Raw genomic sequence first — 24,544 nt, 5'->3', positions numbered from 1 at the left:
GAAGAATGGACGCCGAAAATGACGCCCATTCTGTTTATCGCAAGCGTGCAGCGGGATCTAAGCCATTGTCAGCATTGCCGCGGTAATCCGATTAGCCGCTGATTCGACCCTTGAGAACTGATCCCGCAGTTGGCTGAGGCTTTCGGAGCCAAGCATCTCATCAGCCTCGCCGAGGATCGCTTTGATCGTCTGCTGATCTTCTGCTGATAAAGCGGCCCCAACCTCGGACATCGCACGGCGGGCGTTGCGTATCAGCGAATCCAGTTTGTTGCGTTCTACGATCAGATCCTTTTCGGTTCGGTCGCGTTCAACGCTCGTCTCCGCCTCAATTATCAATTTCTCGATCTCGTCAGGCGACAGGCCTGACGACGGCGTGATCTGCATCGCCTGTTCGAGGCCGGTCATCTTATCCTTCGCCGAAACGCTTACGATGCCGTTCGCATCGATCTCAAAGGACACATCGACCTGCGGAACTCCGCGAGGTGCCGGCGGAATTCCGACAAGCTCGAATTTGCCGAGCGACCGGTTCGCCGATGCGATCTCGCGTTCACCCTGCAGAATGTGCACTTCGACCGATTGCTGGTTGTCAACGACCGTCGTGAACGTCATCGTATTCTTAAGCGGGATGGTCGAGTTACGCGAGATGAGCTTTACGAAAAGACCACCGCGCGTTTCAAGTCCCAGCGACAACGGCAGGACGTCGAGAAGCACGATATCCTTGACATCGCCGGTGAGCACACCGCCTTGGATCGCGGCGCCCATCGCAACAACTTCGTCGGGGTTGATCTCGGACGACGCCGCCTTGCCGAAAACCTCGACAACCGTTCTCCCGATTATCGGTGAACGCGTCTGGCCGCCTACCAATATCACCTTATCAATGTCAGAAGGCTGAAGCTTTGCATCCCACAGCGCCTTTTGACATGGCTCGACCGACGACTCGACAAGGTCTATTACCAATTCTTCGAATTTGTCGCGTGTCAAAACTGAATTTATGTGTTTCGGGCCTGTGGCATCGGCTGCGATGAAGGGCAGACTGATCGTCGTCTCAGCCACGCTCGAAAGCTCGCATTTGGCCCGCTCCGCGGCTTCCTTGAGCCGTTGGAGTGCCAATCGGTCCTTGCGCAGATCAATACCGTTCTCGGTCTGGAATCCTTCCACAAGCCATTCGAGTATGCGTTCGTCAAAGTCCTCGCCGCCGAGGAACGTATTTCCGGATGTTGACAGCACCTCGAAGACGCCGTCGTTGATCTCCAGGATCGAGATATCGAATGTACCGCCGCCGAGGTCATAGACGGCAACCTTTTCGGTCTTTGCCTTGCCGAACCCATAGGCAAGGGCAGCCGCCGTCGGCTCGTTAATGATACGTTCGACCTCAAGGCCCGCGATCTTGCCGGCGTCACGCGTCGCTTGCCGCTGCATATCGTCAAAGTACGCGGGAACCGTAATGATCGCCTCGGTAACCTTGTCACCGAGGAATTCTTCAGCCGCTAGCTTTAAACGCTGGAGCAGTATCGCCGATATCTCAGGCGGGCTGTAAACACGGTCGAGCACGCGAATATGGGCGTCGCCATTCGGCGATTTCACGATCTCGAAAGGCACGCTTTTGCGCATCTTTTCGACCTCCGGAGCATCGAATTTACGTCCTATGAGGCGCTTTACAGCGAAGAGCGTATTCGCCGCGTTCGTTACCGCCTGGCGTTTGGCGATCTGCCCTACAAGACGCTCGTCTTTGTCCGTAAACCCGATGACCGACGGCGTCGTACGCCCGCCTTCTTTATTTGAGATGATCTGGACCGTTCCGCCTTCGAGTACCGAGACGCAGCAGTTCGTTGTACCAAGATCGATTCCTATTACCTTGCCCATAATCTATATCCTTTTGCTTCGGGTTCTGTGAGATATATCATTCGGCAGCCTCGCTCTCCGAGACGTCCGTTTCAGGTGAAAGATCCTCCGATGCTTCTTCGGAGGCCTTGGGAGCGGCCTTTGGGGCCGAAACTCGTACCATCGAGTGGCGGATCACTCTGTTGCCGATGCGGTAGCCGCGGAGCATCTCATCGATGATAATGTTCGGCTCAAGATCATCGCGTTCCTCCATCGCAACTGCCTCGTGAAAATTCGGGTCAAAACGCTCGCCCATAGCCGGGATCGAGATCACGCCCATGCCGGCAAATACCTCATTCATCTGCTGATTGACCAGCACAAGCCCGTCAAAAAGATGTTTGAATTCAGGCGTTCTTCCGGCTAGCTCAGCCGGTGAAACGTCGAGCGCTCGGTTAAGATTATCGAGTACCGGGAGCATCTGGACGCCCAGATTTGCGATCTGATCGATAAAAGCACCGCGACGCTCACGATCAACGCGATACTTGAAGTTCTCGAAATCCTTCAACCTGCGATCACTTTTTTCCTGTATCTCGTTGCGTTCGTTTCGCAGCTCGAATACTTTGAGCTTCAGTGCGGCGATCTCATTCTCGAGCTCGAAATTACTAACTTTGGAGGCAGCCGCGGCCTGAGCATTCGCGACCGCAGGAGAGCCGATCTCCTCCATAACAAAATCGGGCACCGTTTCGTGGTCTTCGTCCGCATCGGCGATCTCAATAGAAAGATCGGACGTGATATGAAGGTCCCTTTCCTTGGCCTCAAGTTCGCGGATGAAATCCTCGACGGACGATGTCATATCGCCATCTATCTCTCGGATCGGGTCTTCGGGGTCTGAAATTTGTTCCTTGGGGTCCATAAGGCATTGGCCGGAGCGACAATGCCTGTCGCCCTATTCGTGCGGAGAACCGGATGACATCATCCGTTCCAATGTCTTCGCTACATACGAGACGATCGAGATCATCCTCGGGTACTCGATCCTCGTGGGGCCGAGCACGCTCAGTGTGCCGATCGCACTGCTGCCCGCGATGCGGTACGGAGCGGAAATGAGCGTGCAATTCTGCATGCTCGGCGTCCGATGCTCACTTCCGATCATGATCTGAACATCACCTTTGGCCGCCGTATCCGTTTCGATACATTCGGTTAGGATCTGAAGCAGGCGTGACCGCTCGCCGATCGTCCGCAGCAATTCCCGCAGGTTCTCGAGGTCGGTAAAATCCTTTTTCGTAAGGATGTTCGTGGTACCGTCAACAAAAACCTCGCCCGCTTCATCCTCGTTCTCGATACTCTGAGTACAAAGGATCGCGGCAGATTGCAGCTGTTTGTCAAATAAGGCCTTTTCCTCGTGCATCTGACGTATGATCTCAGCACGCGTCTCGGCCAGACTCTTGCCGGCAAATTCCCTGTTCAGATAGTTTGCCGTTCTTTCAAGCTCGTCCCTCGAAAAGGTAATGCCGGTCCGAATGATCTTGTTGTGCACGATATTCGGTGCCGAAACCAGGACAACCAAAATGCGGTCGTCACTCAGGCCGACGAACTCGATATGCTGCAGGCGGTCGGTCGCCAATGACGGCGAAACGACAATACCCACATTATTTGAAAGAGCCGATAGTAAATGGGACGTACGTTCCATCAGCCTGTCGGGTGTTTCGTACTGATCGTTGAATGTAAGGCCATACTCTTCGCCGATGCGATGCAGGTCATCATTCGATATGCTCAGCACCCCGAGCAGATTGTCAACGTAGAACCGGTAGCCTTTATCGGTAGGAACTCGTCCGGCTGAAGTGTGCGGCTGCTCAAGCATTCCGCGTTCTTCAAGTTCTGCCATTACATTTCGGATCGTAGCTGAGCTAAGCCCTGATGCATTGGCGAACCGCTCGGCAAGTACCTTTGAACTCACAGGCTCTCCCGTGACAAAGTGTTCATTGATAATGGCCGTCAGGATGATCTGCGCGCGATGATCGAGTGCTTCGCTGCTGCGCTCGCCGCCTGGGTTTGCGTCGCGGCCGGTCTTCCTGTTTGGGCGGGTTTGAAACATACTGCCGTCAAGCGGTATGCTCTTCCCATATAAATGGATAGCATTTCGCTCGATCGATTGTCAAGATAAATTAAACTTTGACTAACATTGTTTTGCCACACGAATCCCTCTCAACGATAAAGGAATTTTACGAAGAAGCGTTCGCCCGCTATGAACCGGAGCGTACGATCCCGGTGGTCCGTGTTTCATTTTACCCTTATATCGGGATAAATCATACGGTTCGCATTCGAGACGGCGTGATATTGGTTCGCATCGGGACGATTTGCAGCGATATGCCGCTTCCATTGCAGCGGGCTCTTGCGTATATCTTGGTTGGCAAGCTCTTCGGAAAACGGATACCTGCGGCCGCTCGAAATGCCTACAATGAGTATGTGCGTTCCGATCAAATGCACGAAAGGGCGCGTCAATCGCGTCGAAGCCGAGCGCGCAAGGTAGTAACATCCTCGAAAGGCGAGATCTACGACCTCGACGAGCTTTTTGATGAGTTAAACCGCGTCTATTTCGGGAGTACGCTCGCAAAACCCACGCTCACTTGGTCGGCAAAAAGAACGTACCGCCTTCTTGGGCACCACGATGAGACGCTCGATCATATTACGGTCAGCCGATCATTTGACTCGGCCTCCGTGCCGCGTTATGTGGTTTCTTACATCCTTTTTCACGAGATGCTGCACATATTTCACCCCACGCAATATGTGAACGGCCGGCGGCGCAACCACACTCCCGCATTTCGCAGTGACGAAAAGAAGTTTCGCCATTACGCATCGGCCGAAAGGTGGATCGAAAATAATACAGCTCGTATGAAACGTGCCGCCAAACGAAAAAAGAGATGACAGAGTTACCGGACTGGGCTGTCATTCCTCAACAAGTTGTCCGATGATCCAGCCGATCAGGCCCAGATCGGAAATGGTCCTTCGTTCGACACCCGATCTGTTGAAGCTCGTTTCGGTTAATGAAATTGCCGACGCCTTTTTCTTATCGATGCACGTCGTCAACAGATCGCAGACCTTCGCTGTATCGTCCGCCGAGACCGAGATCGTTCGGACCGTCGCTGTTTTCGATACGGTAAGCATTGACTTGAACCGATCTTCGCCTGTCGGCTGAGCATCTATCTGCGCGATAAGTTCGGGCGAACCGAACTCAACAAGCCCGTCCGATGAACGCACGGCAAGATCGCCGTCCTCAGCCTTGCCTTTTTGTGGGTTTGCGAGAGCCGCTATCAACCGATCATGATCCTTTACCATTGCGGCAACCATATGTTGGTCGCCGTCCTTACCGCCGCTTTCAGTACGAATGATCGGCCCGGCAGATGCAAGGAAATCGCTTGGTTTCTCAATTCCGTAGGCTTCGAAAAGCACCGGGACAATCAGATCCGCCATCATTTTGGAACGCGGGTCAAGTATATTCTTCAGACGGTCAACGATCGTATTCCACGCGGTCAGAGGGTCTTTCAGGTCGTAGCTGGTCGCAGTTTGAATATCGCCGCGCAATGAACCGGCAAGACCTTGATCATCAGACCCCGAAGGCTTCATTGCCTCAGAAAATGCAGTTGCGATATCCGGCGGCGTGCCGACCTGATATGTATCTTCGATGCCCGCCGCGCTCTCGTGTTGCGACCAGCTAACATCAGTTATTGTTCCGCGAATGATCTGCGGCAAAATTCCCGCGAGCGCCGACTGAACTTCCGCCTCATCGCTCGCTTCGCCCGCGAATTGAAGCGAAATCACGTTGGCTATCTGCGCCACACCGTCAGTGGAAACATAACCCGCCGCAAGCACTTTTTCATCGATCTGAGGCACTTTGTTCAGCTTTGCGACGCTGTCGATCTCGCCGCGTTTGGCCGCGAGACACTTATCGATCGCAGTCTCATCATTTCCAAAATAAATGATCCCGTTCACGACAAGAGCAAAGGCCGTACGTCCGTCTTCCGCGGTCCATTTGAAGTAACTGCCGCTATTTTTCGTGCCCTTATCGAGTTTTGGCTCACTGTTGTAGATCGTTTCGACAAAGCTGCCGAGCTTTTGTTCGACAAATTGCTCGACCTGATAATTCCATTTGTGAGTATCGACCACTGCAACAAAACGCGGGCGAATCCGTCCGACGCTCTGCGTTTCATTGATCTTCTCTTCAGACGCAACAAAGCCCGTCACCGCGACCGCCATTTGTACGCCGCGCAGCATCGACAGATCGGCTTTTGTCGCCACAAGCTCGCTCATTGGCTTGCTGTCGATCACCGGCTGCAGGGCCGCTGCGAGGTCATTTGTCTCAAGATATACGAGTGATTCTGCCGGTACAAAGGTGCGAAGATCCGTTCGCGGCGGTTCTGAACACGCCGCCAGGAAAAGCGCCGATGCGAAAATACACAGTGCTGACAGCACAAGGCCTGTACCGGGAAATCTTGAGACTGCTGATCGCTTGTTCATGGGCGGTTGGCGTCGTATGTTAAAATTCGTGCACTATGGACAGAGTATTCTGCAAAGACATTTTACAGGGAAAGATCGCATTTGTTACAGGCGGCGGCACGGGCATTACCGGCGGCGTCGCCCGAGCCTTTGCGGAACACGGAGCAAAGCTTACGATAATCAGCCGTAAAGAGGACAATCTGATCGCACAAAAGCAGTTCATCGAAGAGAACGGCGGCGAGTGTCTCGCGATCGCGGCGGACGTTCGCGATTCTGCCGCGATCGAAGAAGCCATCCGCCGAACGCTGGATCATTACGGACGTCTCGATATCGTGGTCAACGGTGCCGCGGGCAACTTTCTCTGTGCGGCGAACGAGCTGTCGCCGAACGGCTTCGGAACCGTGATAGACATAGACACCAAGGGCACATTCAACACCTGTCGTGCGGCGTTCGAGGCATTAAGATCGTCGAGAGGGCAGATAATCAACATCTCGGCCACACTGCATTATCTGGCTACGCCGATGCAGATACATGTATCGGCGGCGAAGGCCGCGGTCGATGCTGTCACGCGCAACCTTTCGGTCGAATGGGGTATGCACGGCATCCGAGTTAACGGAATCGCTCCGGGGCCGATCGAAGATACTGAGGGGATGAAACGCCTGCTGCTGCCCGAACTGCGCGACAAACTTGCAAAGCGCATTCCGCTCGGCAGGTTCGGCCGCATCGAGGACATTCGAAACGCCGCCCTATTCCTTGCATCCGATGCCGCAAGCTATATCAACGGTGTTACGCTTGTGGTGGACGGCGGTGCATGGATGCTTGGAACGAGCCTGACATAACCGGCCGCGAAACAGAGACAATGCTTCTTGTTATAGACAATTACGATTCTTTTACCTTCAACCTCGTCCAATATTTCGGCGAATTGGGCGCCGAGATGAAAGTTGTGCGAAATGATGAAGTGTCCGTTGATGAAGTGGACGAAGACCTGCGGCCGCAGCACATCGTGATCTCGCCGGGGCCCGGAACGCCGGACACCGCAGGCATCTCGCTTGGTGTGATCGAACGGTTTGCGGGCCGCGTCCCGATCCTTGGGGTTTGTCTCGGGCACCAAGCGATAGGACAGCACTTTGGCGGCAAGGTCATTCGAGCGCCTGAACCTGTCCACGGCAAACCGGTTGAGATCGTTCATGACGGCAAGACGGTCTTTTCCGGCATACCGCAGAGCTTTGCGGCCGGAAGGTATCATTCGCTCGTCGTTGATCGCGATTCACTGCCTGCTGAACTTGTGGTGTCGGCAGAGTCGCCCGACGGGCTTGTAATGGGATTGCGGCACAGAACCAAAAAGATCGAGGGCGTACAGTTCCATCCTGAGTCGATATTGAGCGACCACGGTAAAAAATTGTTGCAAAACTTCCTTGAACTTTGAGAAAGTAGTAATGGGAGCGTTTTCACTCCCCGCTCACTGCTTTCCATTCTACTCCCGGCCGTCAAATTGCTATGCACCAGACAAAGACCGAGTGGTTAATGTCCGCTCCGGTTTCAGCAACAAATCCAAAGGCCGATTCGCCGCTGTTCCCATACATCGTTAAGCTCATCCGCGGTGAGCATCTCACTGCGCCCGACGCCGCAAACTTTTTCCGCATCCTCACAGACGGGCGTCACGGTTCGATCCAGATCGCCGCTGCTCTTACGGCATTGACCGCAAAAGGCGAAACCGCCGAGGAGCTTGCGGGAATGACGAAGGTAATGCGGGAGCAGGCGATCCATCTGCGGTCAGTACCGAAAAACGCGGTTGATATCGCCGGCACAGGCTCTTCATCTGCAAAGACCTTCAATGTCTCGACGGCGGCGGCTATCGTAGCGGCAGGAGCTGGCCTTCCGGTGGCAAAACAAAGCAATCGCGGCGTTACGACAGCCATCGGCAGTTCCGACGTGCTCGCCGAACTCGGCATTAAGCCCGCGGCTGATGTTGAAACGGCACAATCAGCGCTTGACGGGATCGAGATTTGCTTTATGGCGGCACCGAAGTTTCATCCTTCGCTAAACCGCGTAGGCATGGTACGCCGAGCACTCGGCATTCGCACTTGTCTGAATCTATTGGGAGCAATAGCAAATCCTGCTCCCGTATCGCGAATGCTGATCGGCCTTTGGCATCATTCGCTGATCTCGCCTGTAGGCAATGCACTCGCGATGCTGAAGGTTGATAAGGCGTGGGTCGTTCAGGGCGTTGACGGCCTCGATGAGATCTCGATCTCAGGACCGACGCACGTTATGGAGGCGATCGGCAACAAGACACGCACATTCACGCTCACACCCGAAGATTTCGGTTTGAAAAAAGGCAGCACCGCGGGGCTGAAGTGCCACTCCGCAAAAGAAAGCGCCGCTATCATACGCGACGTCCTCGAAAGCAAACGCCGCGACGAGGCCCGATCGCTTATCGTAATGAACGCTGCGGCGGCGATACTTATCGGCGGCTTGGCAAAGACAACACTTCAAGCAGCAAGGCTCGCCGAGCATTCCATCGACAGCGGTCGGGCACAAACAAAGCTCGAACGCCTTGCAGCGGCAGGAAAGAAATAACTAACGTATTTTGCCGCTGTCGCGCTGATAGCCGATAATGTCGGCGATGAGGCTGCTCTCATTCATTTACGAAAAGGTCACAGATCTGAGGAATACGCTCTACGATCGCGGCGTATTTCATACAGCCTCGCTGAACGCTCGTGTCATAAGCATCGGCAATCTGACCACAGGCGGCACCGGAAAGACGCCGCTGACAGCATTCGTTGCGAATTCACTCTCTGCACACGGCTCGCCGGTGTGCATCCTAACACGAGGCTACGGGCGAAAGGAATCACGCAAACGTGTACTCGTAAGCGACGGGAAAAACGTGCTTGCTGACGCAGATGCCGGCGGCGATGAGCCGGTCGAATTAGCACGAAACCTTCAGGAACGCGCCATCGTGATAGCCGACGCGGATCGACTTTCAGCCGGCGAATGGGCTGTCAGGCGATTCGGAACCGCGGTCTTTGTGCTTGACGACGGTTTTCAACATCGAAAACTCAAGCGGGATCTCGACATCGTGTGCATCGATGCGACCGATCCTTTTGGCGGCGGCGAACTCTTGCCGGCCGGCCGCCTGCGTGAACCTCTAAAAGGCCTTCAGCGAGCGGACATCGCCATGATCACGCGTGCCGACCTCGTCCGCCATATCGACACGATCAAGGCTGATCTTTTGGAGATCAACCCGAAGCTCGACATCTTTACATGCAGAACGCGAATAAAGCGGCTGATCGGATCGAATGATGCAGCGAACAACGGAGAGCAGCTCGCAGCCGTTCATGAAGGCCGTTCCTATGCGTTCTGCGGTATCGGAAATCCCGAGAGCTTCTTTGAATTGCTTCGCCGCGGCGGCTATACGCTTGCGGATACACAAATATTCAAAGACCACCATCGCTTTACAGAAGACGATATCGAACGGATCGCGGATGAAGCTCGCCTTTCGGGCGCAAGCGCGCTTCTCACCACCGCAAAAGATGCCGAAAGGCTGCGGCACTTTGAGTTGCCGCTTCCCTGCTTTGTTGTTGAGACCGAGATCGAGATCGACCGATGCGATGACTTCGTCGAAATGCTTCGATCAAAAGGTCGGTTCTAAATTTGCACGAAACTACGCGTCGGCATTACTTTGCTTGGTCTGTTCGGAGCCTTCGATCCAGCTTGCGATAAGGCTGCGATGGCCTCGGTGATCAAGAATATGCCGATAGGCAACCGTTGCGACGGCAACGAACGGAATTGACACGAATACACCCGGAATGCCGGCGATCTGTTCGCCTGCAAGGATCGCGAGAATGATCGCAAGCGGGTGCAGGTGAATGCCGCCACGCACAATGCGAGGATACATCAGATAATCCTGAATGACCCGAAGCACTATCAAAAAGACCGCAACATATAGCCCACGCCATGGGTTCTCTGAAGCCACGGCGGTCGCAACGACTATTACGCCCACAAGTGCCGGCCCGAGCAGCGGCACGAATTCAAAGATACCGGCTATGATACCAAGCAGCAATGCGTATTTCATGCCAAGCATATAAAAGCCCAGCACGCAGATCAAACCGATAAGGAAACACGATATCAACTGCGCCCGCGTATATGCAGCAAGCGTAGTATTGAGATCTTGCAGCACCATTTCCGCGCGCATACGCCAGCGCCCGGCCGGAAATGATCTGAGAACGCCGAGACGGAACAGGTTCGCATCCTTTAGGAAAAAGAACGCGATCACCGGTATAAGTATCAGCCATGGGACAAATGTTGCGACCGTTAAGAAAAACACACCCAAGGTCGCCGATATCGAACCCGCGATCTCGGTCGCTTTCTTTGTAAGGTCTGATTGGATCTCGTCGGGGATTCGAAGGCGGTCAAAGCGGCCGTTCAGTTCATTGAGTTTTTGCCGGAGCGTCGCCCCGTAACTCGGAAGATTCTGTCCGAACTCTTTTGCTTGCTCGACAACCCGCGGCGCAAGATTTGAAATTGCGAAACCTATGCCGCCGAAAACAAGTATGTATGCCAGCAGGATCGCAACCGAACGCGGCATAAAACGCTCAACGCCGTGAGCCTTGAACGGCCGTCTGATCAGCTTCACGATCGGATCGATCAAATAGGCAAAGAACAGCGACAGCACGATCAAAAAGAACAGATACGAGAGCGATGAAACGATGCTCTGAACCCAGCCCGAGATGGCAACGCCGATCAATGCGATGACGACCACCCGAACGATCGAACGGATCGAGGGCGATGACGGATCGAGACGAACCGTCCGGAACGCGGCCGGTTCCACTGCCGTTTCCTCAGGAATATCGAGGGGTTCTTGAAGCTCGTCGTCCTGCATATTCGCTCGTCTAATATACGCTATTTCCGTTAGTTCGGCATTACTTTCTCGGCAGGTGGCGGCTGCGGAGACATATCTTCGACCGTCAGGCGTTGCTTCCCTTCGGTCAAGGCGTCAAACACAACGGGAGCGTTGGTTCCTACGACGACCGCCGTGCCGTCCGCAGTAAGTTCGCGCCGATTCGCGGCCGCGGTCAATGTCCGTATGGATGCGATATCATTCTTGCTCAGTGCGCCGCCGTCTGCCCGCCTTATGACATAAATAAATGAGAACGCGGCGGTGCGCATATCTTCAACCACGGCTTCGGCGGTGTTTCGCTGCGTCGCCTGCTCGGCCTGCGGCGGTGTCGCAGTCCCGGAACGAAGAACGCCCTCATTGGGCGAACACGCTGTAACGAAAAGTATCAATGCGAAGAGCGGCAGGCTAATTTTCGTCATCTTCGAGGTCGAGGTTCGCGTTCTTATCATTACGTTCCTGCTGATCGAGTATCTGCTTTTCTTCCGGCGTCTCCGGGGCCTCATCAGCCGAGGGATCGGACGGCGCACCTTTCTGATCACGGATCTTCATCAGCCTCGCATCCTGATCCTCATAGACGATCTCGGCCCAACCGGAGTCAAGAGCTTTTGCGAACATCTCTGTATTCTCTTTGGCATCAGCAAAGACAAAGCGCGCACCGAACCGCTCTCGGATCAATGGTGCCGGATCGTCAACCTTTCCTTCTGTCAGGTCTTTGAGCAGTTTGTAAAGATCGGGATTCTCCGAGTAGAGGTAGTTCGGGTCAAGGCCGTAAACGTATGTGTGTTTCGTGTCGTAAAAGAACAGTTTCGGAAAATCATCCCAAGTGCAGTTAAAGATCATCTCGCCCGCAGGGATGTTCTCGACGCCGTTCTCATCGGTTCCGGTAGCCCACTGCATCGCTTTTTCGTATTTCGATGCAGGCTCATTGGCCCTTATGCTCTCGCTGACGCCCGTGATCTCAATACCGAATTTATGAAAGCCGACAAGGCTGAAGAGGAACATTATCGACAGCGCGATGCCTAACACCCACACGAATGCATTTTTTGTATAAGCCCAAAGGCTTGCGGATGGTGCGGGTTTGCCTTTGTCCAGATAAGGGTCGATCTCGCGTTGGAATTCATCGGGCAATTCAGCGACCTTTGGTGCAGTGAATGCCTGCCAACTGAACGCTCCGAACAGAATGGCGAACGGCGGAAAGTATTCGGCGAATCGCTTTGAGCGGAACTGTGCGGCAACGAGTATCGACGCGAACGCGAGAAAGAATGTCGCTCGTTCCGGAAGCTTGCCTCCTCTGGGCATAAAAAGGATATATCCGAGCAGCATCGCGGCGAATGCAACCGGAAATTCCGTCAAAAGCTCTTGTCCTGTGTAGGAGTACCATTCGCCGCCGACGGCTACGACAAAGTCTGAACCTACCTTGAACTTTTCGGCAAAATGCTCGACAAAGAGAAAAAGATTGTTCGGGAAATACGGATTGATGACATTTCCTAAAACAAGGCCGGCTCCCGTATAAGCAAGCGGCCGCCACTCAAAGCGGTGCTCATTCCACGCGATTATCGCCGTCCAAATGATCGCGGCGAAAAACAGCAGCGGGAATAAACTGTATGTCCATACGAAGGCGAACATCAGAGGCAGCAGCCATACATATTTACGCCGGAACAGCAGATGTATGCCGAGTACTGTAATGATGATGGTCAGAGGCGGCGCCTTCGCCATATTCATTCGGTAATAGAAGGCGTTCGCACACGTCAGCAACGCACCGAGCCATATCAGCTGATGTTTGACGCCGTAGCGGAATATCAGCCAATAGACCGAAAAGATCGCAAAAGTGCCGTAAAAGATGGTCGAGACCTTTGCCGCCATCACTGGCTCAAAGAGCCAGAGAAAAGGTATCTGCAGGAGATGGAAAAGGAAATGGTGATCCGCGTAATCCCTTGGATTCAGAACAGTTAGCGGCAGCCACTCAAAGGTCGGCAGCCATTTGCCCTGCCTAAAATTCTCCCAGAGCATCGACGACCATTTTATGTGGTAATAGCCGTCCCAATCGCCGCAGCAGATCGCATCGGTACGCATCTGCAAAAAGATCATCACCATCAAAATGGCACAAAAGCCAAATATCAAGTAGATGACCCGAACGGCCTCTTCTGTTTCAAGAACCTCACGCCAGGACCGCTTTTTCGGTTCTACTGTCGTGCTCTCGCGGTTAGTTCCTTCCATTCAAAATGCGTAAACAACAAAAGAAGAAAGTTACCACGAACCGACGTATTTTGAAACTTGTTGTCGCTCCGCAGACAAATCCGCGATCAAATATCTTTTGAACCTTGAGTAGTTTACCTAAAGCCCGACAAGATCGAAAAGACAGCGCCAATACGAATCGAGTACGCCCTCAACGGCGCCTCATCGTACTACGAGATCAACTTCGCGTATCGGCCGTTAAGCAGCGTTCCTCATATTCGGCATCGTATGTCTTGCCGGCAGCAGTTATGTTCGAAACGCGGCGATTTGGTAAGATTGTAGTTTTGATATGTACCCGAAGGGCGATCTTTTTATACCGGCATCACACGGAGTTCTCGAAGCTATATTGAAACAGCCGAGCGGTACGCGTCGCGGCGTTGGCCTTGTATGCCATCCGCATCCTCTCGGCGGCGGCACGATGCACAACAAGGTCGTGTTCCGTGCTGCGGCAGGCCTTGTTGACGCAGGCCTTACCGCACTGCGGTTCAATTTTCGAGGCGTCGGTGCATCCACAGGTGTTCACAACGAGATCGAAGGCGGCGTTGAGGATGTTTGCGATGCGCTTAATTGGCTCACGGACAAGTATCCCGATGAAGATCTGACGCTTGCCGGCTTTTCATTCGGCTCACGTGTCGGTATGCAGGCCGGGATGGCGGATCCGCGCGTCAAACGCCTGATCTCGATCGGAACTCCGGTCGAAAAATACCGCGATTACGACTTTCTTGCCGATGTTGCAAAGCCGATACTCTTTTTGCATGGCGACCGTGACGAATTCTGTTCCGTCGCCGGGTTGCGTTCGTTGACCGACCGCATTCCGCAGGCTGAGGTCGTGATCTTCGACAACTGCGGGCATTTTTTTGATGACCGGCTGAATGAACTGCGCGGGACCATCGCCAAGTGGGTCGAGAGCAGCATCGCGAATACGATACCTTAGCCGACGGCACTTTTTAGAATTTCGGATATTTGAGGATTAGATAAATGGAAGAACCGATACGAGATGCAGCTATCAGGCTGACGATGATGCCTCGCGACACAAACGCATTCGGCACCGTCTTCGGCGGCGTTATTCTCAGTTACATTGATATCGCAGGCGGCGTTGAGGCCGTCAGGCACACGAAACATGAGCGATTCGTAACGGTCGCAATGAACGAGATCGTGTTTCATGAGCCTGTTTTTATAGGCGACCTTGTCAGCTTCTACGCAAATACGACGAAAGTCGGCCGCACATCGATCACGATCCACGTTGAGGTCGAGGCCGAGCGATTCGGCAACAAAGGGCAAAAGGTTCGGGTAACCTCCGCTGATCTCGTATTTGTCGCAATAAATGAACATCGCGAGAAGGTCGTGATCGGAAATTAGGGATGCTCCCGTATCGCGAGGCTTTGACTGCGCCGCACCGTTGTGCGAAATTCGAAATAGATGGAAATCGGAACATCAGGGCCGCGAATTACCGCGGAAACGGCAAATGGAACAATAGCCTTTGAGGCGCCGGCGGGCAAGAAACTCGTCCTTGCTATCGAAGACGAAGGCATCGATATTCTGCATCGATGCGGCGGTAACGCCCGATGCACGACGTGTCGGGTAGAGATCCTTTCCGAAAATATCGGCGAACGAACCGATGTTGAAAAGGCTATTCTCGCCACAAAGCCGGACATTAGTGAGCGAATACGGCTGTCATGCCAGTTGCGGCTGAATGAAGACCTTCATATTCGCGTTGTGAATCAGGCGAGCATCGCAGGCATCGACCCGGGAAAACGGCCTGAAGACTAGTATCAAATCAGGAGGAATAATAATGGGAACAACTACTACATATACCGCGAAGACATTTGATCTGAGCGATCTTACCGGCATTTCGAATGAAACGCTGGCGATGCACTTCAAATTGTACGAAGGCTACGTTGCCAACACCAACACTTATAACCAGCGTATTGCCGACCTCATCGGCGGCGGACAGCTCGATGCGACACAGGTTGCAGCGTTCAGCGAGCTGAAACGCCGTTTCGGCTTTGAGTACAACGGCATGGTGCTCCACGAATATTACTTCGGCAATATGCAGAAGCACGGCACGGGCGATGCTGCAAAGGATTCCGCATTCTATGCGGCGGCCGAGAAAAGCTTCGGCAGCTACGATGTTTGGAAGGCCGACTTCAACGCGACCGGCAAGATGCGCGGCGTCGGATGGGCAACCGTTTATCAGGATCCGGCAAGCGGTGCAATATCGAATCACTGGATCGACCTCCATGAGACAGGCAACGTTGCAGGATTCAAACCGATCCTCGTGATGGACGTTTGGGAGCACGCTTGGATCAAAGATTATGCACCGGCGGACCGCCCGAAGTATATCGAGGCTTTCTTTGCGAATATCAATTGGGACGTCGTCAATTCGCGGATCGGCTGATAGACGGCACAAGATGAAAGGCCACAGGTGAACGCGCTTCCGTGCGGATGTGTGTTAGTCTGTGGCCTTGAGGCTTTTTATGATAGAGGACAAGGTTTTAGTTCAGAAATTCCTAAATCGGAAGCAACGTGAGAAGCTTCGCAAACCCGATTGGCTGAAGATCAAGCTCGGCGATCCGCGCAACCAGAATGAGGTAATGGACCTTATCTCGGGGCTGAATCTGCACACTGTCTGCCAAGAGGCGAAATGCCCGAATATTTTCGAGTGTTGGACGGACAAGACCGCGACCTTTATGCTCGGCGGCGATACTTGCACGCGGCATTGCGGCTTTTGTGCCGTGAACAAAGGTAAGCCGATGCCGCTCGACCCGATGGAGCCGACACACGTCGCCGAGGCGGTCAAGCACCTCAAGCTTAAGCACGCTGTCATCACATCGGTAAATCGAGACGATCTCGCCGACGGCGGTTCGATGCACTGGGCAGAGACGATCTTGAGAGTGCGTGAGCTAAATCCGGAATGCAAGATCGAGGTTCTGATACCGGATTTTAACGGAGACGAGCAAGCTCTCAACAACGTGCTCGAAGCACGGCCCGAAGTTCTGAACCACAACACAGAAACGATCGCTCGTCTTTATAGGCGCGTTCGACCGGACGCAAAATATCCGCAGACGCTCGAACTACTCGAACGAGCAGCGCACTACCGCGATACTCGATTCCCGCAGATGCTCACCAAGAGCGGCATTATGGCCGGCCTTGGCGAAGGCTTCGAAGAGGTCGTCGATCTGATGCGCGACCTGCGGCGGGTTTCGTGCGACATTATGACGATCGGACAGTACCTGCAGCCGTATGAGAAACGCCTGCCGGTCGAACGCTATGTTACGCCCGAAGAATTCGCCGAGTGGAAACGCATCGGCGAGGCAATGGGCTTCAAACACGTCGAATCATCGCCGCTCACGCGGAGTTCGTATCACGCTCGGCAACAGACCGAATCTGCATAGTTGCTAAATTCACACCACATTTGACAACTGTGTTACCATAGGACTGCTATGAATTTAACCGAAGATATTCAAAGCCTGAGCGTGTTTAAGCGTGACACGGCGAAGTTTATGCGTAGGATGAAGAAAACGCAGCGTCCGATGGTTCTCACTGTCAACGGCAAACCGGCGCTGGTTGTGCACGACGCGGTCAGTTATGAAAAATTCGCCAGGGAACGCGACCGCCTGGAAGCGATCGAGGGGATTCGACGAGGTCTTGAGGATGTCGAGGCCGGGCGAGTGCAGGAAGCCGAGGAATTTTTCAGAGAATTTGAAGCAAAGTACGGTATCGCGGACAATGAATGAAACGCTATCGTGTGATCTTCACCACCAATGCTATAGCCGAGATCGCCGGTTCGTTTGAGTGGGGCAAAAAGTACTGGGGTGAACATGCGGCGAAACTTTGGTATCAAAGCCTTAGGCAGTCCGTACGCCGATCGCTTTCGTCAACACCTCTTGCGTGGCCATTGGCTCCGGAGGATGAAGTTTATACGGCGGAGGTAAGAAATATGTTCGTCGGACGTTACCGAATACTTTTCTCCATAGAGAAACGAACTATAAGTATATTGCATATCCGAGGTGCATTTGTGGATCCAACTCAAAGACCATTTGACGAAGAGGAAAAATGAACGAAACTGAAAAACAAGGCGTTATCGAGGTCCTGAACAGGATCATGGAATTGGAGTTGGCGGGTGTTGTGCGATACACGCACTACAGCCTGATGGTGTATGGGTATAACCGCATCCCGATCGTGTCGTGGCTAAAGAGCAACGGCGATGAATCGCTTGCTCACGCCTATAAGGCAGGTGAGTTCGTAACGATGCTGGGCGGCCATCCGAGTCTGAAGATCGGGCCGCTTCTCGAGACAGAGAAGCACGACATCGGAGACATTTTGCGCGAAAGCCTCGAACACGAGAGCACTACATTGAAAGCCTATTACGAACTGCTCTCGAAAGTCGAAGGACATTCGGTCGCTCTCGAAGAGTACGCACGAGAGATGATCCTGCTCGAAGAGACGCATCTCGACGAGGTCAACAAGATGCTCCGCAAACCCGGCGAGATACAGCCTTTCAGCGAATGAGCGGAGTCATTGTCAATACAGAGCGGCTCGTGATCCGTGAGGCAGAAGCGGAACGCGACGCCGCTTTTATCTTCGAGCTGTTCAATACGCCAAAATTCATAAAGTATATCGGCGACCGTAAGATGGATACGCCTGATGCCGCTTCGCGTTTTATCAGTGAACACTATCAGCGGAGCTATCGCGATAACGGCTTTGGCCTTTGGTGTGTTGAAACGAACGCCGAGTGCATAGGGGTGTGCGGCTTTGTAAAACGTGATGTTCTCGACCTGCCGGACCTCGGTTTTGCTTTCCTGCCCGAGGCGGAAGGCAAGGGCTATGCGTACGAAGCGGCCGCAGCTGTGCTAGAACACGGGAGAACGGTGTTGAAGCTTACCGACATTCTCGCGATCACAACGCCTGATAACGAGGCCTCGCAGAAGCTTCTTCGCAAACTTGGTTTCGAGCGCGATGTCGATCCGATGCTTATGCCCGATGGCTCACAGGTGGCATTGTTTCGTCTTACTTTATGATCTACGGCCTGATCGCCGGCAACGGCCAATTTCCACTTCTTGTTGCCGAAGGGGCTCGGCGTGCCGGTGCTCGTTTGGTCGTTGTTGCTATCAATGAAGAAGCCGATTCACGGATCGAAAGCGTTGCTGATGATGTCCGTTGGGTCGGGGTCGGCCAGCTCGGCAAGATGATCTCTCACTTCAAAAAGCACGGCGTTACCAAGGCTATAATGGCCGGACAGGTCAAACACGTACAGATATTTTCCGGATCGCTTCCTGACCTGCGAATGGTAAAGATGCTCTGGAACCTGCCGCGGCGAAATACCGATGCTCTGATCGGCGGTGTTGCCGATGAAATGGCAAAAGAAGGTATTGAATTGATCGACTCGACCTTTTTCATACAAGATCATCTTGCTCCGCTTGGGCCTATGACAAAGCGGGAACCGAATGCCGATGAGACCGAGAATATCGAGTATGGCCTTCATATCGCTTCGGCTCTGGGCGCACTGGATCTGGGCCAAACGGTTGTGATCCGGGCGAAGGCGTGCGTCGCTCTCGAAGCAATGGAAGGAACGGACCTTACGATAGAGCGGGCAGGCCATCTCGCAAAGGGCAAGCTGACGGTCGTCAAGGTCGCAAAGCCCGCTCAGGATATGCGCTTTGATGTGCCTGTTGTCGGCACCCCGACCATCCAAGTGATGATCGAGGCGGGAGCAACTTGCCTTTCCGTAACTGCCGGCAAGACACTTATCTTCGGCCGCGAAGAGATGCTTGCACTCGCTAACAAACACAAGATCGCGGTCATAGGCTCACCGATGCGGCGATCGGAAACAATTTCACCCGTTTTCTCGTAACAATGGAACAAGCAAGTGCTTTGAATGTGCAGAGTTGACCGAACTCTGTGCTGTAAACGTCTTATTTTGGAGAAATGATGAATAAACGAATACTTTCCCTTCTTACCGCTGCTCTTTTCGCGGCTCAGGTAGCTTTTGCACAGGCTCCGGCCAAGCCGATCAAGATCACGCCTGCCGAACGTCAGGCAGTATCCGCTATCACGGCAAAGCAGCTTAGCGATTATCTCTATTTCGTCGCATCAGACGAAATGGAAGGCCGCGACACGCCTTCGCGAGGCCTGGATACGACCGCTAAATTCATCGGTATGAATTTGTCGCGTTGGGGCTTTAAGCCGGCGGGCGATAACGGCACATATTACCAGAAGATCGCTCTTCGATATGAGCAGGCCGATCCGGACCGCAACAGCTTAAAGGTCGGCGATACAACCTATAAGTTCAATACCGATTACTTTAAACTTTCGGGTAACGGTTCGGTTTCGGGGCCGCTCGTATTCGGCGGCGAAGGCTGGCTGGTTAAGTCCAAAGGGATGGAACCATACAAGAATATGGACCTGACGGGTAAGATCGTCATCCTTATGTCAAAAGCACCGCCGCGCGGAGCGGGCGGCATGGCACTTCCTCCGGGTGTTACACAGGCTGACCTCACCGGGACGAAAGGTGTGGATTGGGCCGATCCTGTTACCTATGCCAAGTCAAAGGGTGCAAAGGCTGTCATAAATATCGCGGGGCCGCAATTGGCCGCTTTCTGGCCGCAGATCAAGGGCTTCTTCGGCAGGCCGCGCGTCTCACCCGAGAAACTGGAAAAAGCCGCGGCTAACCCTGATATCCCGGCCCTTCTGCTATCGCATCAGGCGGGTGAAGCGATCGTCGGCAAAGACAAGCTTGAGGCCGGGAACGCTTTCGAACTCGACAAGACAGCCGCGATCGAGGCCGAATCAAAGGTCGAAACGAAATGGACGCAGAATGTCGTCGCACTTTGGGAAGGCAGCGACCCTGTACTCAAGAAGGAAATGGTCGCGATCGGGGCGCATTACGATCACGACGGGATCAGGCCTGACGCACCGGGGCCGGACAAGATCTGGAACGGAGCCGATGATGACGGCTCGGGAACCGTAGCGGTGCTCTCGATCGCCGAAGCTCTTGCAAAGTCGTCTGTAAAACCAAAGCGTTCGATCCTTTTCGTATGGCATTGCGGCGAAGAGAAAGGCCTTTGGGGCAGCGAATACTTCAATAAGTTCCCGACGGTGGATATCAAGGAGGTCGTCGCACAGCTCAATATCGATATGATCGGCCGCAGCAAGCCTGAGGGCGACACCGACCCGAAAGATAAAGAACTCTCTGATGCTAATACGATCTATGTGATCGGCAAGGATATGATGAGTTCGACGCTGGGCAGCGTGGTAAGCGGCGTTAACGCAGGTTACCTTAAAATGAATTACGACACGCGTTACGACGACCCGAAGGACCCGAATCGCTTTTTCTTCCGGTCAGATCACTTCAACTACGCACAGAACGGTATTCCGGTCACATTTTGGTTTGACGGCATCCACGTTGATTATCATCAGGCAAGCGACACAGCAGATAAGATCGATTATCAGAAGATGGAAAAGGTTACACGCACCATTATGCTGACGCTCTTTAAGATCGCTGATCTTAAGACACGACCGGCCGTTGATAAAGAACTTCCGGCGGAACTAAAGCGTTAGGATCTGTTTCGCCCTACCGAAAAGGTGCTGCCGAATAGCTCGGCGGCACCTTTTTTTAGCCTTCTTTGGATGATTGGAGTATCCGATACGCCTCAGACCGCGAAATACCGAACTCCTTGGCGGCTTTCTTTATCGCAGCTTTATGGTCGATGCCTTCAGATTCAATTTCGCGGATACGATCGGGAATAGCTGTTGCCTTTGTTAGCACCCGTACGGCGTTTATCGAGCCGCGTTCGATCAAGAGTACGATCTCGCCCTTAACGTCCGCTGCAGAATACCTTTCCGCAAGCTCGGATAAACACCCGCGAACGAATTCTTCGTGCAGCTTCGTAAGTTCGCGCGCAACGACGGCCCGCCGGTCGCCAAGCACCTCGTAACAATCAGCAAGCGAACGCCCGAGCCGATGCGGTGTCTCATATAATGCAAGCGTCGCCGGGACCGCTGCTATTTCGGCAAGCCGGTTGCGCCTTTCGCCTTTCTTTGACGGCAAAAAGCCGCCGAAGAACAATGAATCGGTCGCAAGGCCTGCCGCCGCGGCAGCCGCAACGAAAGCTGCCGGCCCCGGTACCGGAACTACCTTGATGCCTGCCTCGGAAGCGCGAGCTACGATGCGGAGGCCCGGATCGCAAACGCCGGGCATGCCCGCATCCGAGACAACAGCAACCGAGCGGCCTTTCAGTAGTTCATCAAGCAGCCGTTCAGCCTGTTCGTGCTCGTTGTGTTCGTGATAACTGACGGTTCTGTTCGAGATCCGGAAATGATTGAGCAGCTTCTGCGTGTGCCGTGTATCTTCACATGCGATCAGATCGACAGAGCGCAGAACTTCAACGCCGCGAAAGGTCATATCCTGCAGGTTACCGATCGGCGTCGCAACAATGTAAAGGGTACCGGCAGCCATTATCGGCTCAATTATTACAGAAAAAGCCCGCGACTTCGATGCCGCGGGCTTGAAAGGGCTTCTCTTCCCTTGTTTTGTCGTCAGAACGGCTTATGACCTAGAAGGGCCACCAGCTCGGCAGGTTTATTCTGCCGTTGCCGCGCCCGTTGCCGCGCCCGTTGCCCCATGCGCCGTTGCGGCCATTGTTGTAGTTGATGCCATAGGTGTTCGCTATCACGCGAAGGTCATTCTCGATAGCATACCAATCGTTCATCATGTAGCCGATATTGCGGTTCCCGCGAAGCTCGCGGCTGATAAGCGAACCGTAGTTCACCACGTTCACTGCCTCATTGCGGCTTCTGTTCAGATCGCGTCCGCGGTCGGCCTTATCTTCGAGCTTGTCAGCGGCCTTTCGGAAGTCCTTTACAAGACGCTGAAAGTCCTTTGTGCTGTAGTAGCCGTAGCTGTCCTTGTTGCGATTGACATTACGCTCAAAGTCACGCGAACGATCCTTAAGGTCACGGATGGCGCCGTAAGCGTTGTTATAGTAGCCGTTATTCCCATAGCCGCCGTTACCACCATAACCGCCGTAGCCACCATAACCGCCGTATCCGCCGTTTCCTCCGTATCCGCCATACTGAGCCGAAGCAATGGCCGGCAATCCTATAATTGCTAATGCAAATGCTGCTACCGACAAGATATATTTGATGTTTTTCATTGTGCTCTCCCGAACCGATAATTTCTAGGCAATGATTTGGCCATTGCGAAAATACTAAAGAGCAAAGAGCGTGCCACAGAGAGGGCTGCCTGCACATAAACTCGTAACCCATTGATACAACAGGATTTATAGAGCCAGCCGCAAGGAACAACGGATCGAGCGGCAAGGAATTGCCGTGTTCCAAAACGTAGGCTGAATATGCGAGATGGTCAGTTGCCCGCCACGGCTTTTGAATGGGCGGCCCGAACGGCATTTGCGGCGCAGATACGTCCGCCGGTTCCGACCTTACCTTTGAGACTGTCGAGCTTATCGGCCGAATCCAACAGCCTTGATCGAAGGTCTGCCATCGATACCTTCGGCTCCTGTGCCGCGATCAATGCGGCAACGCCGGAAACATAGGGCGTTGCCATCGACGTGCCGGACAATTCACGATATGAGCTGCCGAGCCAAGTCGAAAGAACGGCCTTGCCAGGTGCGGCAACATCGACGCTCTTGACTCCGAAATTGGAGAAGGAAGCGAGTTTGTCGGTGTTGTCCACCGCAGCAACACTAACGACGTTCGGCAGTTTGTAGTTAGACGGGTAATGAGGACCAGTGTCGTTATCAGTGCCGTTATTGCCGGCCGCTGCAATAAAAAGGATGCCCGCATCGCCGGCCGCACGGATCGTATCTTCGAGGGCCTTCGAGTAAATCTGCGAGCCCCAACTCGCACTGATGACCCGAATGTTGACCCCGTCCTTCTTACGTTCGATCGCGTAGTTTATCGCCGCGATCGCATCCTCAGTAGTGCCGCCGCCGTTCCTTCCGAGGAATTTCAGCGGCATGATCTTTACATTCCAGTTGACGCCCGTAATGCCCAGACCGTTGTTACCTTCGGCCCCAATAATGCCCGCACAATGCGTACCATGGCCGTTATCATCGGAAGGATCGTCATTCAGGTCAACGCCGTTGAAGCCGCGCAGATCGTCGAGCTCGCCTAGCTCGGCATCGCTGTATGCCGCAAGATCATCAGGCCGCGTCCAGATATTATTCTTAAGGTCTTCGTGATCCAGTTCAACACCGCTGTCGAGAACGGCAACCACGACTTCACTGCTGCCGGTCGTCGTTTGCCATGCGGCGACAGCATCGATATCGGCTCGTGCCGTACCGCCCGCGGCACCCTGATTATTCAATGCCCACTGCTTTGCGAACAGCGGATCGTTCGGCACCTTCTCATCGGATCGAAAGACCGAGGCTGCCGAACGCGGCGAAATATCGTTGTTTTTTTCGATTGGGTCGTCCAGTTGTATGCGATAGTTCGGTTCCGCGTATTCCACATCGTTCATCGATGCATATTGGTGCACTACGAACTGAGGATCGGCGTCATCAAGATCGTCTATCACGGCAAGGCCGCCGACCGATTCGATCTCATCTACTACTTGATCGTTGCTGGCAGCCGCGATCGAACGCATCCTATCGAGGCTGACGTCAGGCTTGAAACGCACAAGGACCTCGGGCGGACGCTTGAGCGGGCCGACAGATCGGTGTTCCTCAGGAATAGCAACATCGGCCGAGAGCGATGAACGCCATCGTTCAAGCCCGCCCAGAACGGCAGCGAACGTAACAAGAATCGCCGCGATGCCGAAATGCACCCAAAAATTACTCCGATCCATATCTCTAGCCTACAATATGATTCTTGCCGGCGCCGCCGCATGCACGCAGTTGCTGGGCATCCGCTCGATAAAGGTACGCGGCATCCTCAACGCTAAGTTCGATCTCCCAGCCTTCGCAGATCACCGAGGCTGAGATCTCGCCTTCGACAGGTGCGCCAAGCGCGGCATCGGGAAACTCCTTATCACAGATCTGCGTAACCTTAACGTCGCCTTCATCAACGCCGAGGCGCTTTGCCAGATCGTCGATCGCAGCATAAACGGCACTTTCTTTAGTAAAGCTCATAACCGTT

The 24,544-nt window shown here is 53.8% G+C and carries 27 protein-coding genes; 16 read left to right on the top strand and 11 right to left on the bottom strand.

The annotated features are described in order from the left end of the window. Positions 1-57 precede the first annotated feature (57 nt). Genes dnaK through hrcA form a run of 3 tightly spaced genes read right to left on the bottom strand, consistent with a single transcriptional unit; the run spans position 58 to position 3,913 of the window. A complete protein-coding gene (gene dnaK / locus HS105_03820) occupies positions 58-1,863 on the bottom strand; it encodes a molecular chaperone DnaK (GenBank protein ID MBE7515727.1) in 1,806 nt (601 codons plus the stop codon). Positions 1,864-1,900: 37 nt separating this feature from the next. Beyond that, positions 1,901-2,734 carry a nucleotide exchange factor GrpE gene (locus tag HS105_03815; protein ID MBE7515726.1) on the bottom strand — a complete coding sequence of 278 codons (834 nt, stop codon included), beginning with the start codon at positions 2,732-2,734 and terminating at the stop codon, positions 1,901-1,903. 33 nt (positions 2,735-2,767) lie between these two features. Next, entirely contained in the window at positions 2,768-3,913 is a 1,146-nt protein-coding gene (hrcA, locus tag HS105_03810) for a heat-inducible transcription repressor HrcA (protein MBE7515725.1), read from the bottom strand. A gap of 92 nt (positions 3,914-4,005) precedes the next feature. Between hrcA and HS105_03805 the strand changes: the two genes are divergently transcribed. Further along, positions 4,006-4,743 carry a M48 family metallopeptidase gene (locus tag HS105_03805; protein MBE7515724.1) on the top strand — a complete coding sequence of 246 codons (738 nt, stop codon included), beginning with the start codon at positions 4,006-4,008 and terminating at the stop codon, positions 4,741-4,743. Between the two features lie 21 nt (positions 4,744-4,764). On the opposite strand, the gene HS105_03800 is transcribed toward HS105_03805, so the two are convergent. Beyond that, a complete protein-coding gene (locus HS105_03800) occupies positions 4,765-6,333 on the bottom strand; it encodes a hypothetical protein (GenBank protein ID MBE7515723.1) in 1,569 nt (522 codons plus the stop codon). 35 nt (positions 6,334-6,368) lie between these two features. On the opposite strand from HS105_03800, the gene HS105_03795 reads away from it, so the two are divergent. The 4 genes from HS105_03795 (at position 6,369) to lpxK (ending at position 9,964) form a co-directional block, all read left to right on the top strand. Beyond that, on the top strand, positions 6,369-7,151 hold the full coding sequence (locus tag HS105_03795) for an SDR family oxidoreductase (protein MBE7515722.1): 783 nt from the start codon (positions 6,369-6,371) through the stop codon (positions 7,149-7,151). Positions 7,152-7,171: 20 nt separating this feature from the next. Beyond that, the gene (locus HS105_03790) at positions 7,172-7,738 is read left to right on the top strand and encodes an aminodeoxychorismate/anthranilate synthase component II (GenBank protein ID MBE7515721.1); all 567 of its coding nucleotides are present in this window, start codon (positions 7,172-7,174) and stop codon (positions 7,736-7,738) included. A 71-nt stretch (positions 7,739-7,809) separates the two neighbouring features. After that, entirely contained in the window at positions 7,810-8,892 is a 1,083-nt protein-coding gene (gene trpD, locus HS105_03785; GenBank protein MBE7515720.1) for an anthranilate phosphoribosyltransferase, read from the top strand. Between the two features lie 37 nt (positions 8,893-8,929). Then, on the top strand, positions 8,930-9,964 hold the full coding sequence (lpxK, locus tag HS105_03780; protein MBE7515719.1) for a tetraacyldisaccharide 4'-kinase: 1,035 nt from the start codon (positions 8,930-8,932) through the stop codon (positions 9,962-9,964). Between the two features lie 12 nt (positions 9,965-9,976). On the opposite strand, the gene HS105_03775 is transcribed toward lpxK, so the two are convergent. The 3 genes from HS105_03775 to HS105_03765 are packed head-to-tail and all read right to left on the bottom strand — an operon-like array spanning position 9,977 to position 13,429. Then, positions 9,977-11,194, bottom strand: coding sequence for an AI-2E family transporter (locus HS105_03775; protein MBE7515718.1), 1,218 nt, complete (start codon positions 11,192-11,194; stop codon positions 9,977-9,979). A gap of 29 nt (positions 11,195-11,223) precedes the next feature. Beyond that, positions 11,224-11,631 carry a hypothetical protein gene (locus HS105_03770; GenBank protein MBE7515717.1) on the bottom strand — a complete coding sequence of 136 codons (408 nt, stop codon included), beginning with the start codon at positions 11,629-11,631 and terminating at the stop codon, positions 11,224-11,226. Then, positions 11,618-13,429, bottom strand: a complete 1,812-nt coding sequence (locus HS105_03765; GenBank protein MBE7515716.1) for a hypothetical protein — start codon at positions 13,427-13,429, stop codon at positions 11,618-11,620. Before HS105_03765 ends, HS105_03770 begins: the two co-directional genes overlap by 14 nt. Before the next feature lie 307 nt (positions 13,430-13,736). On the opposite strand from HS105_03765, the gene HS105_03760 reads away from it, so the two are divergent. The 11 genes from HS105_03760 (at position 13,737) to HS105_03710 (ending at position 21,007) form a co-directional block, all read left to right on the top strand. Then, on the top strand, positions 13,737-14,381 hold the full coding sequence (locus HS105_03760) for an alpha/beta fold hydrolase (protein MBE7515715.1): 645 nt from the start codon (positions 13,737-13,739) through the stop codon (positions 14,379-14,381). Positions 14,382-14,425: 44 nt separating this feature from the next. Then, the gene (locus HS105_03755) at positions 14,426-14,806 is read left to right on the top strand and encodes an acyl-CoA thioesterase (protein ID MBE7515714.1); all 381 of its coding nucleotides are present in this window, start codon (positions 14,426-14,428) and stop codon (positions 14,804-14,806) included. Between the two features lie 60 nt (positions 14,807-14,866). Beyond that, positions 14,867-15,217, top strand: a complete 351-nt coding sequence (locus HS105_03750; protein MBE7515713.1) for a (2Fe-2S)-binding protein — start codon at positions 14,867-14,869, stop codon at positions 15,215-15,217. Between the two features lie 22 nt (positions 15,218-15,239). Further along, positions 15,240-15,845: a superoxide dismutase gene (locus tag HS105_03745; protein ID MBE7515712.1), complete on the top strand. Its 606-nt coding sequence runs from the start codon at positions 15,240-15,242 to the stop codon at positions 15,843-15,845. A gap of 79 nt (positions 15,846-15,924) precedes the next feature. Next, complete coding sequence (lipA, locus tag HS105_03740) at positions 15,925-16,842, top strand: lipoyl synthase (protein ID MBE7515711.1); 918 nt, start codon at positions 15,925-15,927, stop codon at positions 16,840-16,842. Positions 16,843-16,890: 48 nt separating this feature from the next. After that, entirely contained in the window at positions 16,891-17,184 is a 294-nt protein-coding gene (locus tag HS105_03735; protein MBE7515710.1) for a type II toxin-antitoxin system Phd/YefM family antitoxin, read from the top strand. Beyond that, on the top strand, positions 17,181-17,507 hold the full coding sequence (locus HS105_03730) for a type II toxin-antitoxin system RelE/ParE family toxin (GenBank protein MBE7515709.1): 327 nt from the start codon (positions 17,181-17,183) through the stop codon (positions 17,505-17,507). The genes HS105_03735 and HS105_03730 overlap by 4 nt, the downstream gene beginning before the upstream one ends. After that, positions 17,504-17,959, top strand: coding sequence for a bacterioferritin (locus HS105_03725; protein ID MBE7515708.1), 456 nt, complete (start codon positions 17,504-17,506; stop codon positions 17,957-17,959). Before HS105_03730 ends, HS105_03725 begins: the two co-directional genes overlap by 4 nt. Further along, on the top strand, positions 17,956-18,468 hold the full coding sequence (locus HS105_03720; GenBank protein MBE7515707.1) for a GNAT family N-acetyltransferase: 513 nt from the start codon (positions 17,956-17,958) through the stop codon (positions 18,466-18,468). Before HS105_03725 ends, HS105_03720 begins: the two co-directional genes overlap by 4 nt. Then, positions 18,465-19,301, top strand: a complete 837-nt coding sequence (lpxI, locus tag HS105_03715; protein ID MBE7515706.1) for a UDP-2,3-diacylglucosamine diphosphatase LpxI — start codon at positions 18,465-18,467, stop codon at positions 19,299-19,301. The genes HS105_03720 and lpxI overlap by 4 nt, the downstream gene beginning before the upstream one ends. Before the next feature lie 74 nt (positions 19,302-19,375). Next, a complete protein-coding gene (locus HS105_03710) occupies positions 19,376-21,007 on the top strand; it encodes a M28 family peptidase (protein MBE7515705.1) in 1,632 nt (543 codons plus the stop codon). A gap of 55 nt (positions 21,008-21,062) precedes the next feature. Here the strand turns inward: HS105_03710 and rsmI are convergent, their stop codons facing one another. The 4 genes from rsmI to HS105_03690 all read right to left on the bottom strand — a co-directional run bounded on the left by rsmI (position 21,063) and on the right by HS105_03690 (position 24,537). Then, complete coding sequence (gene rsmI, locus HS105_03705; GenBank protein MBE7515704.1) at positions 21,063-21,905, bottom strand: 16S rRNA (cytidine(1402)-2'-O)-methyltransferase; 843 nt, start codon at positions 21,903-21,905, stop codon at positions 21,063-21,065. A 97-nt stretch (positions 21,906-22,002) separates the two neighbouring features. Beyond that, positions 22,003-22,602 carry a hypothetical protein gene (locus HS105_03700; protein ID MBE7515703.1) on the bottom strand — a complete coding sequence of 200 codons (600 nt, stop codon included), beginning with the start codon at positions 22,600-22,602 and terminating at the stop codon, positions 22,003-22,005. Positions 22,603-22,811: 209 nt separating this feature from the next. Beyond that, positions 22,812-24,254: a S8 family serine peptidase gene (locus HS105_03695; protein MBE7515702.1), complete on the bottom strand. Its 1,443-nt coding sequence runs from the start codon at positions 24,252-24,254 to the stop codon at positions 22,812-22,814. A gap of 4 nt (positions 24,255-24,258) precedes the next feature. Next, positions 24,259-24,537 carry a hypothetical protein gene (locus HS105_03690; protein MBE7515701.1) on the bottom strand — a complete coding sequence of 93 codons (279 nt, stop codon included), beginning with the start codon at positions 24,535-24,537 and terminating at the stop codon, positions 24,259-24,261. Positions 24,538-24,544: the final 7 nt, after the last annotated feature.

The sequence above is a fragment of the Chloracidobacterium sp. genome (assembly GCA_015075585.1).
Taxonomy (GTDB): Bacteria; Acidobacteriota; Blastocatellia; order Pyrinomonadales; family Pyrinomonadaceae; genus OLB17.
This window is presented reverse-complemented; position numbering and strand designations above follow the sequence as displayed.

Bases quoted from the DNA above. Each gene is read 5' to 3' on its own strand.
- dnaK (MBE7515727.1), bottom strand. From the start codon at position 1,863: ATGGGCAAGGTAATAGGAATCGATCTTGGTACAACGAACTGCTGCGTC.
- HS105_03815 (MBE7515726.1), bottom strand. From the start codon at position 2,734: ATGGACCCCAAGGAACAAATTTCAGACCCCGAAGACCCGATCCGAGAG.
- hrcA (MBE7515725.1), bottom strand. From the start codon at position 3,913: ATGTTTCAAACCCGCCCAAACAGGAAGACCGGCCGCGACGCAAACCCA.
- HS105_03800 (MBE7515723.1), bottom strand. From the start codon at position 6,333: ATGAACAAGCGATCAGCAGTCTCAAGATTTCCCGGTACAGGCCTTGTG.
- HS105_03795 (MBE7515722.1), top strand. From the start codon at position 6,369: ATGGACAGAGTATTCTGCAAAGACATTTTACAGGGAAAGATCGCATTT.
- HS105_03790 (MBE7515721.1), top strand. From the start codon at position 7,172: ATGCTTCTTGTTATAGACAATTACGATTCTTTTACCTTCAACCTCGTC.
- trpD (MBE7515720.1), top strand. From the start codon at position 7,810: ATGCACCAGACAAAGACCGAGTGGTTAATGTCCGCTCCGGTTTCAGCA.
- lpxK (MBE7515719.1), top strand. From the start codon at position 8,930: ATGTCGGCGATGAGGCTGCTCTCATTCATTTACGAAAAGGTCACAGAT.
- HS105_03775 (MBE7515718.1), bottom strand. From the start codon at position 11,194: ATGCAGGACGACGAGCTTCAAGAACCCCTCGATATTCCTGAGGAAACG.
- HS105_03770 (MBE7515717.1), bottom strand. From the start codon at position 11,631: ATGACGAAAATTAGCCTGCCGCTCTTCGCATTGATACTTTTCGTTACA.
- HS105_03765 (MBE7515716.1), bottom strand. From the start codon at position 13,429: ATGGAAGGAACTAACCGCGAGAGCACGACAGTAGAACCGAAAAAGCGG.
- HS105_03760 (MBE7515715.1), top strand. From the start codon at position 13,737: ATGTACCCGAAGGGCGATCTTTTTATACCGGCATCACACGGAGTTCTC.
- HS105_03755 (MBE7515714.1), top strand. From the start codon at position 14,426: ATGGAAGAACCGATACGAGATGCAGCTATCAGGCTGACGATGATGCCT.
- HS105_03750 (MBE7515713.1), top strand. From the start codon at position 14,867: ATGGAAATCGGAACATCAGGGCCGCGAATTACCGCGGAAACGGCAAAT.
- HS105_03745 (MBE7515712.1), top strand. From the start codon at position 15,240: ATGGGAACAACTACTACATATACCGCGAAGACATTTGATCTGAGCGAT.
- lipA (MBE7515711.1), top strand. From the start codon at position 15,925: ATGATAGAGGACAAGGTTTTAGTTCAGAAATTCCTAAATCGGAAGCAA.
- HS105_03735 (MBE7515710.1), top strand. From the start codon at position 16,891: ATGAATTTAACCGAAGATATTCAAAGCCTGAGCGTGTTTAAGCGTGAC.
- HS105_03730 (MBE7515709.1), top strand. From the start codon at position 17,181: ATGAAACGCTATCGTGTGATCTTCACCACCAATGCTATAGCCGAGATC.
- HS105_03725 (MBE7515708.1), top strand. From the start codon at position 17,504: ATGAACGAAACTGAAAAACAAGGCGTTATCGAGGTCCTGAACAGGATC.
- HS105_03720 (MBE7515707.1), top strand. From the start codon at position 17,956: ATGAGCGGAGTCATTGTCAATACAGAGCGGCTCGTGATCCGTGAGGCA.
- lpxI (MBE7515706.1), top strand. From the start codon at position 18,465: ATGATCTACGGCCTGATCGCCGGCAACGGCCAATTTCCACTTCTTGTT.
- HS105_03710 (MBE7515705.1), top strand. From the start codon at position 19,376: ATGATGAATAAACGAATACTTTCCCTTCTTACCGCTGCTCTTTTCGCG.
- rsmI (MBE7515704.1), bottom strand. From the start codon at position 21,905: ATGGCTGCCGGTACCCTTTACATTGTTGCGACGCCGATCGGTAACCTG.
- HS105_03700 (MBE7515703.1), bottom strand. From the start codon at position 22,602: ATGAAAAACATCAAATATATCTTGTCGGTAGCAGCATTTGCATTAGCA.
- HS105_03695 (MBE7515702.1), bottom strand. From the start codon at position 24,254: ATGGATCGGAGTAATTTTTGGGTGCATTTCGGCATCGCGGCGATTCTT.
- HS105_03690 (MBE7515701.1), bottom strand. From the start codon at position 24,537: ATGAGCTTTACTAAAGAAAGTGCCGTTTATGCTGCGATCGACGATCTG.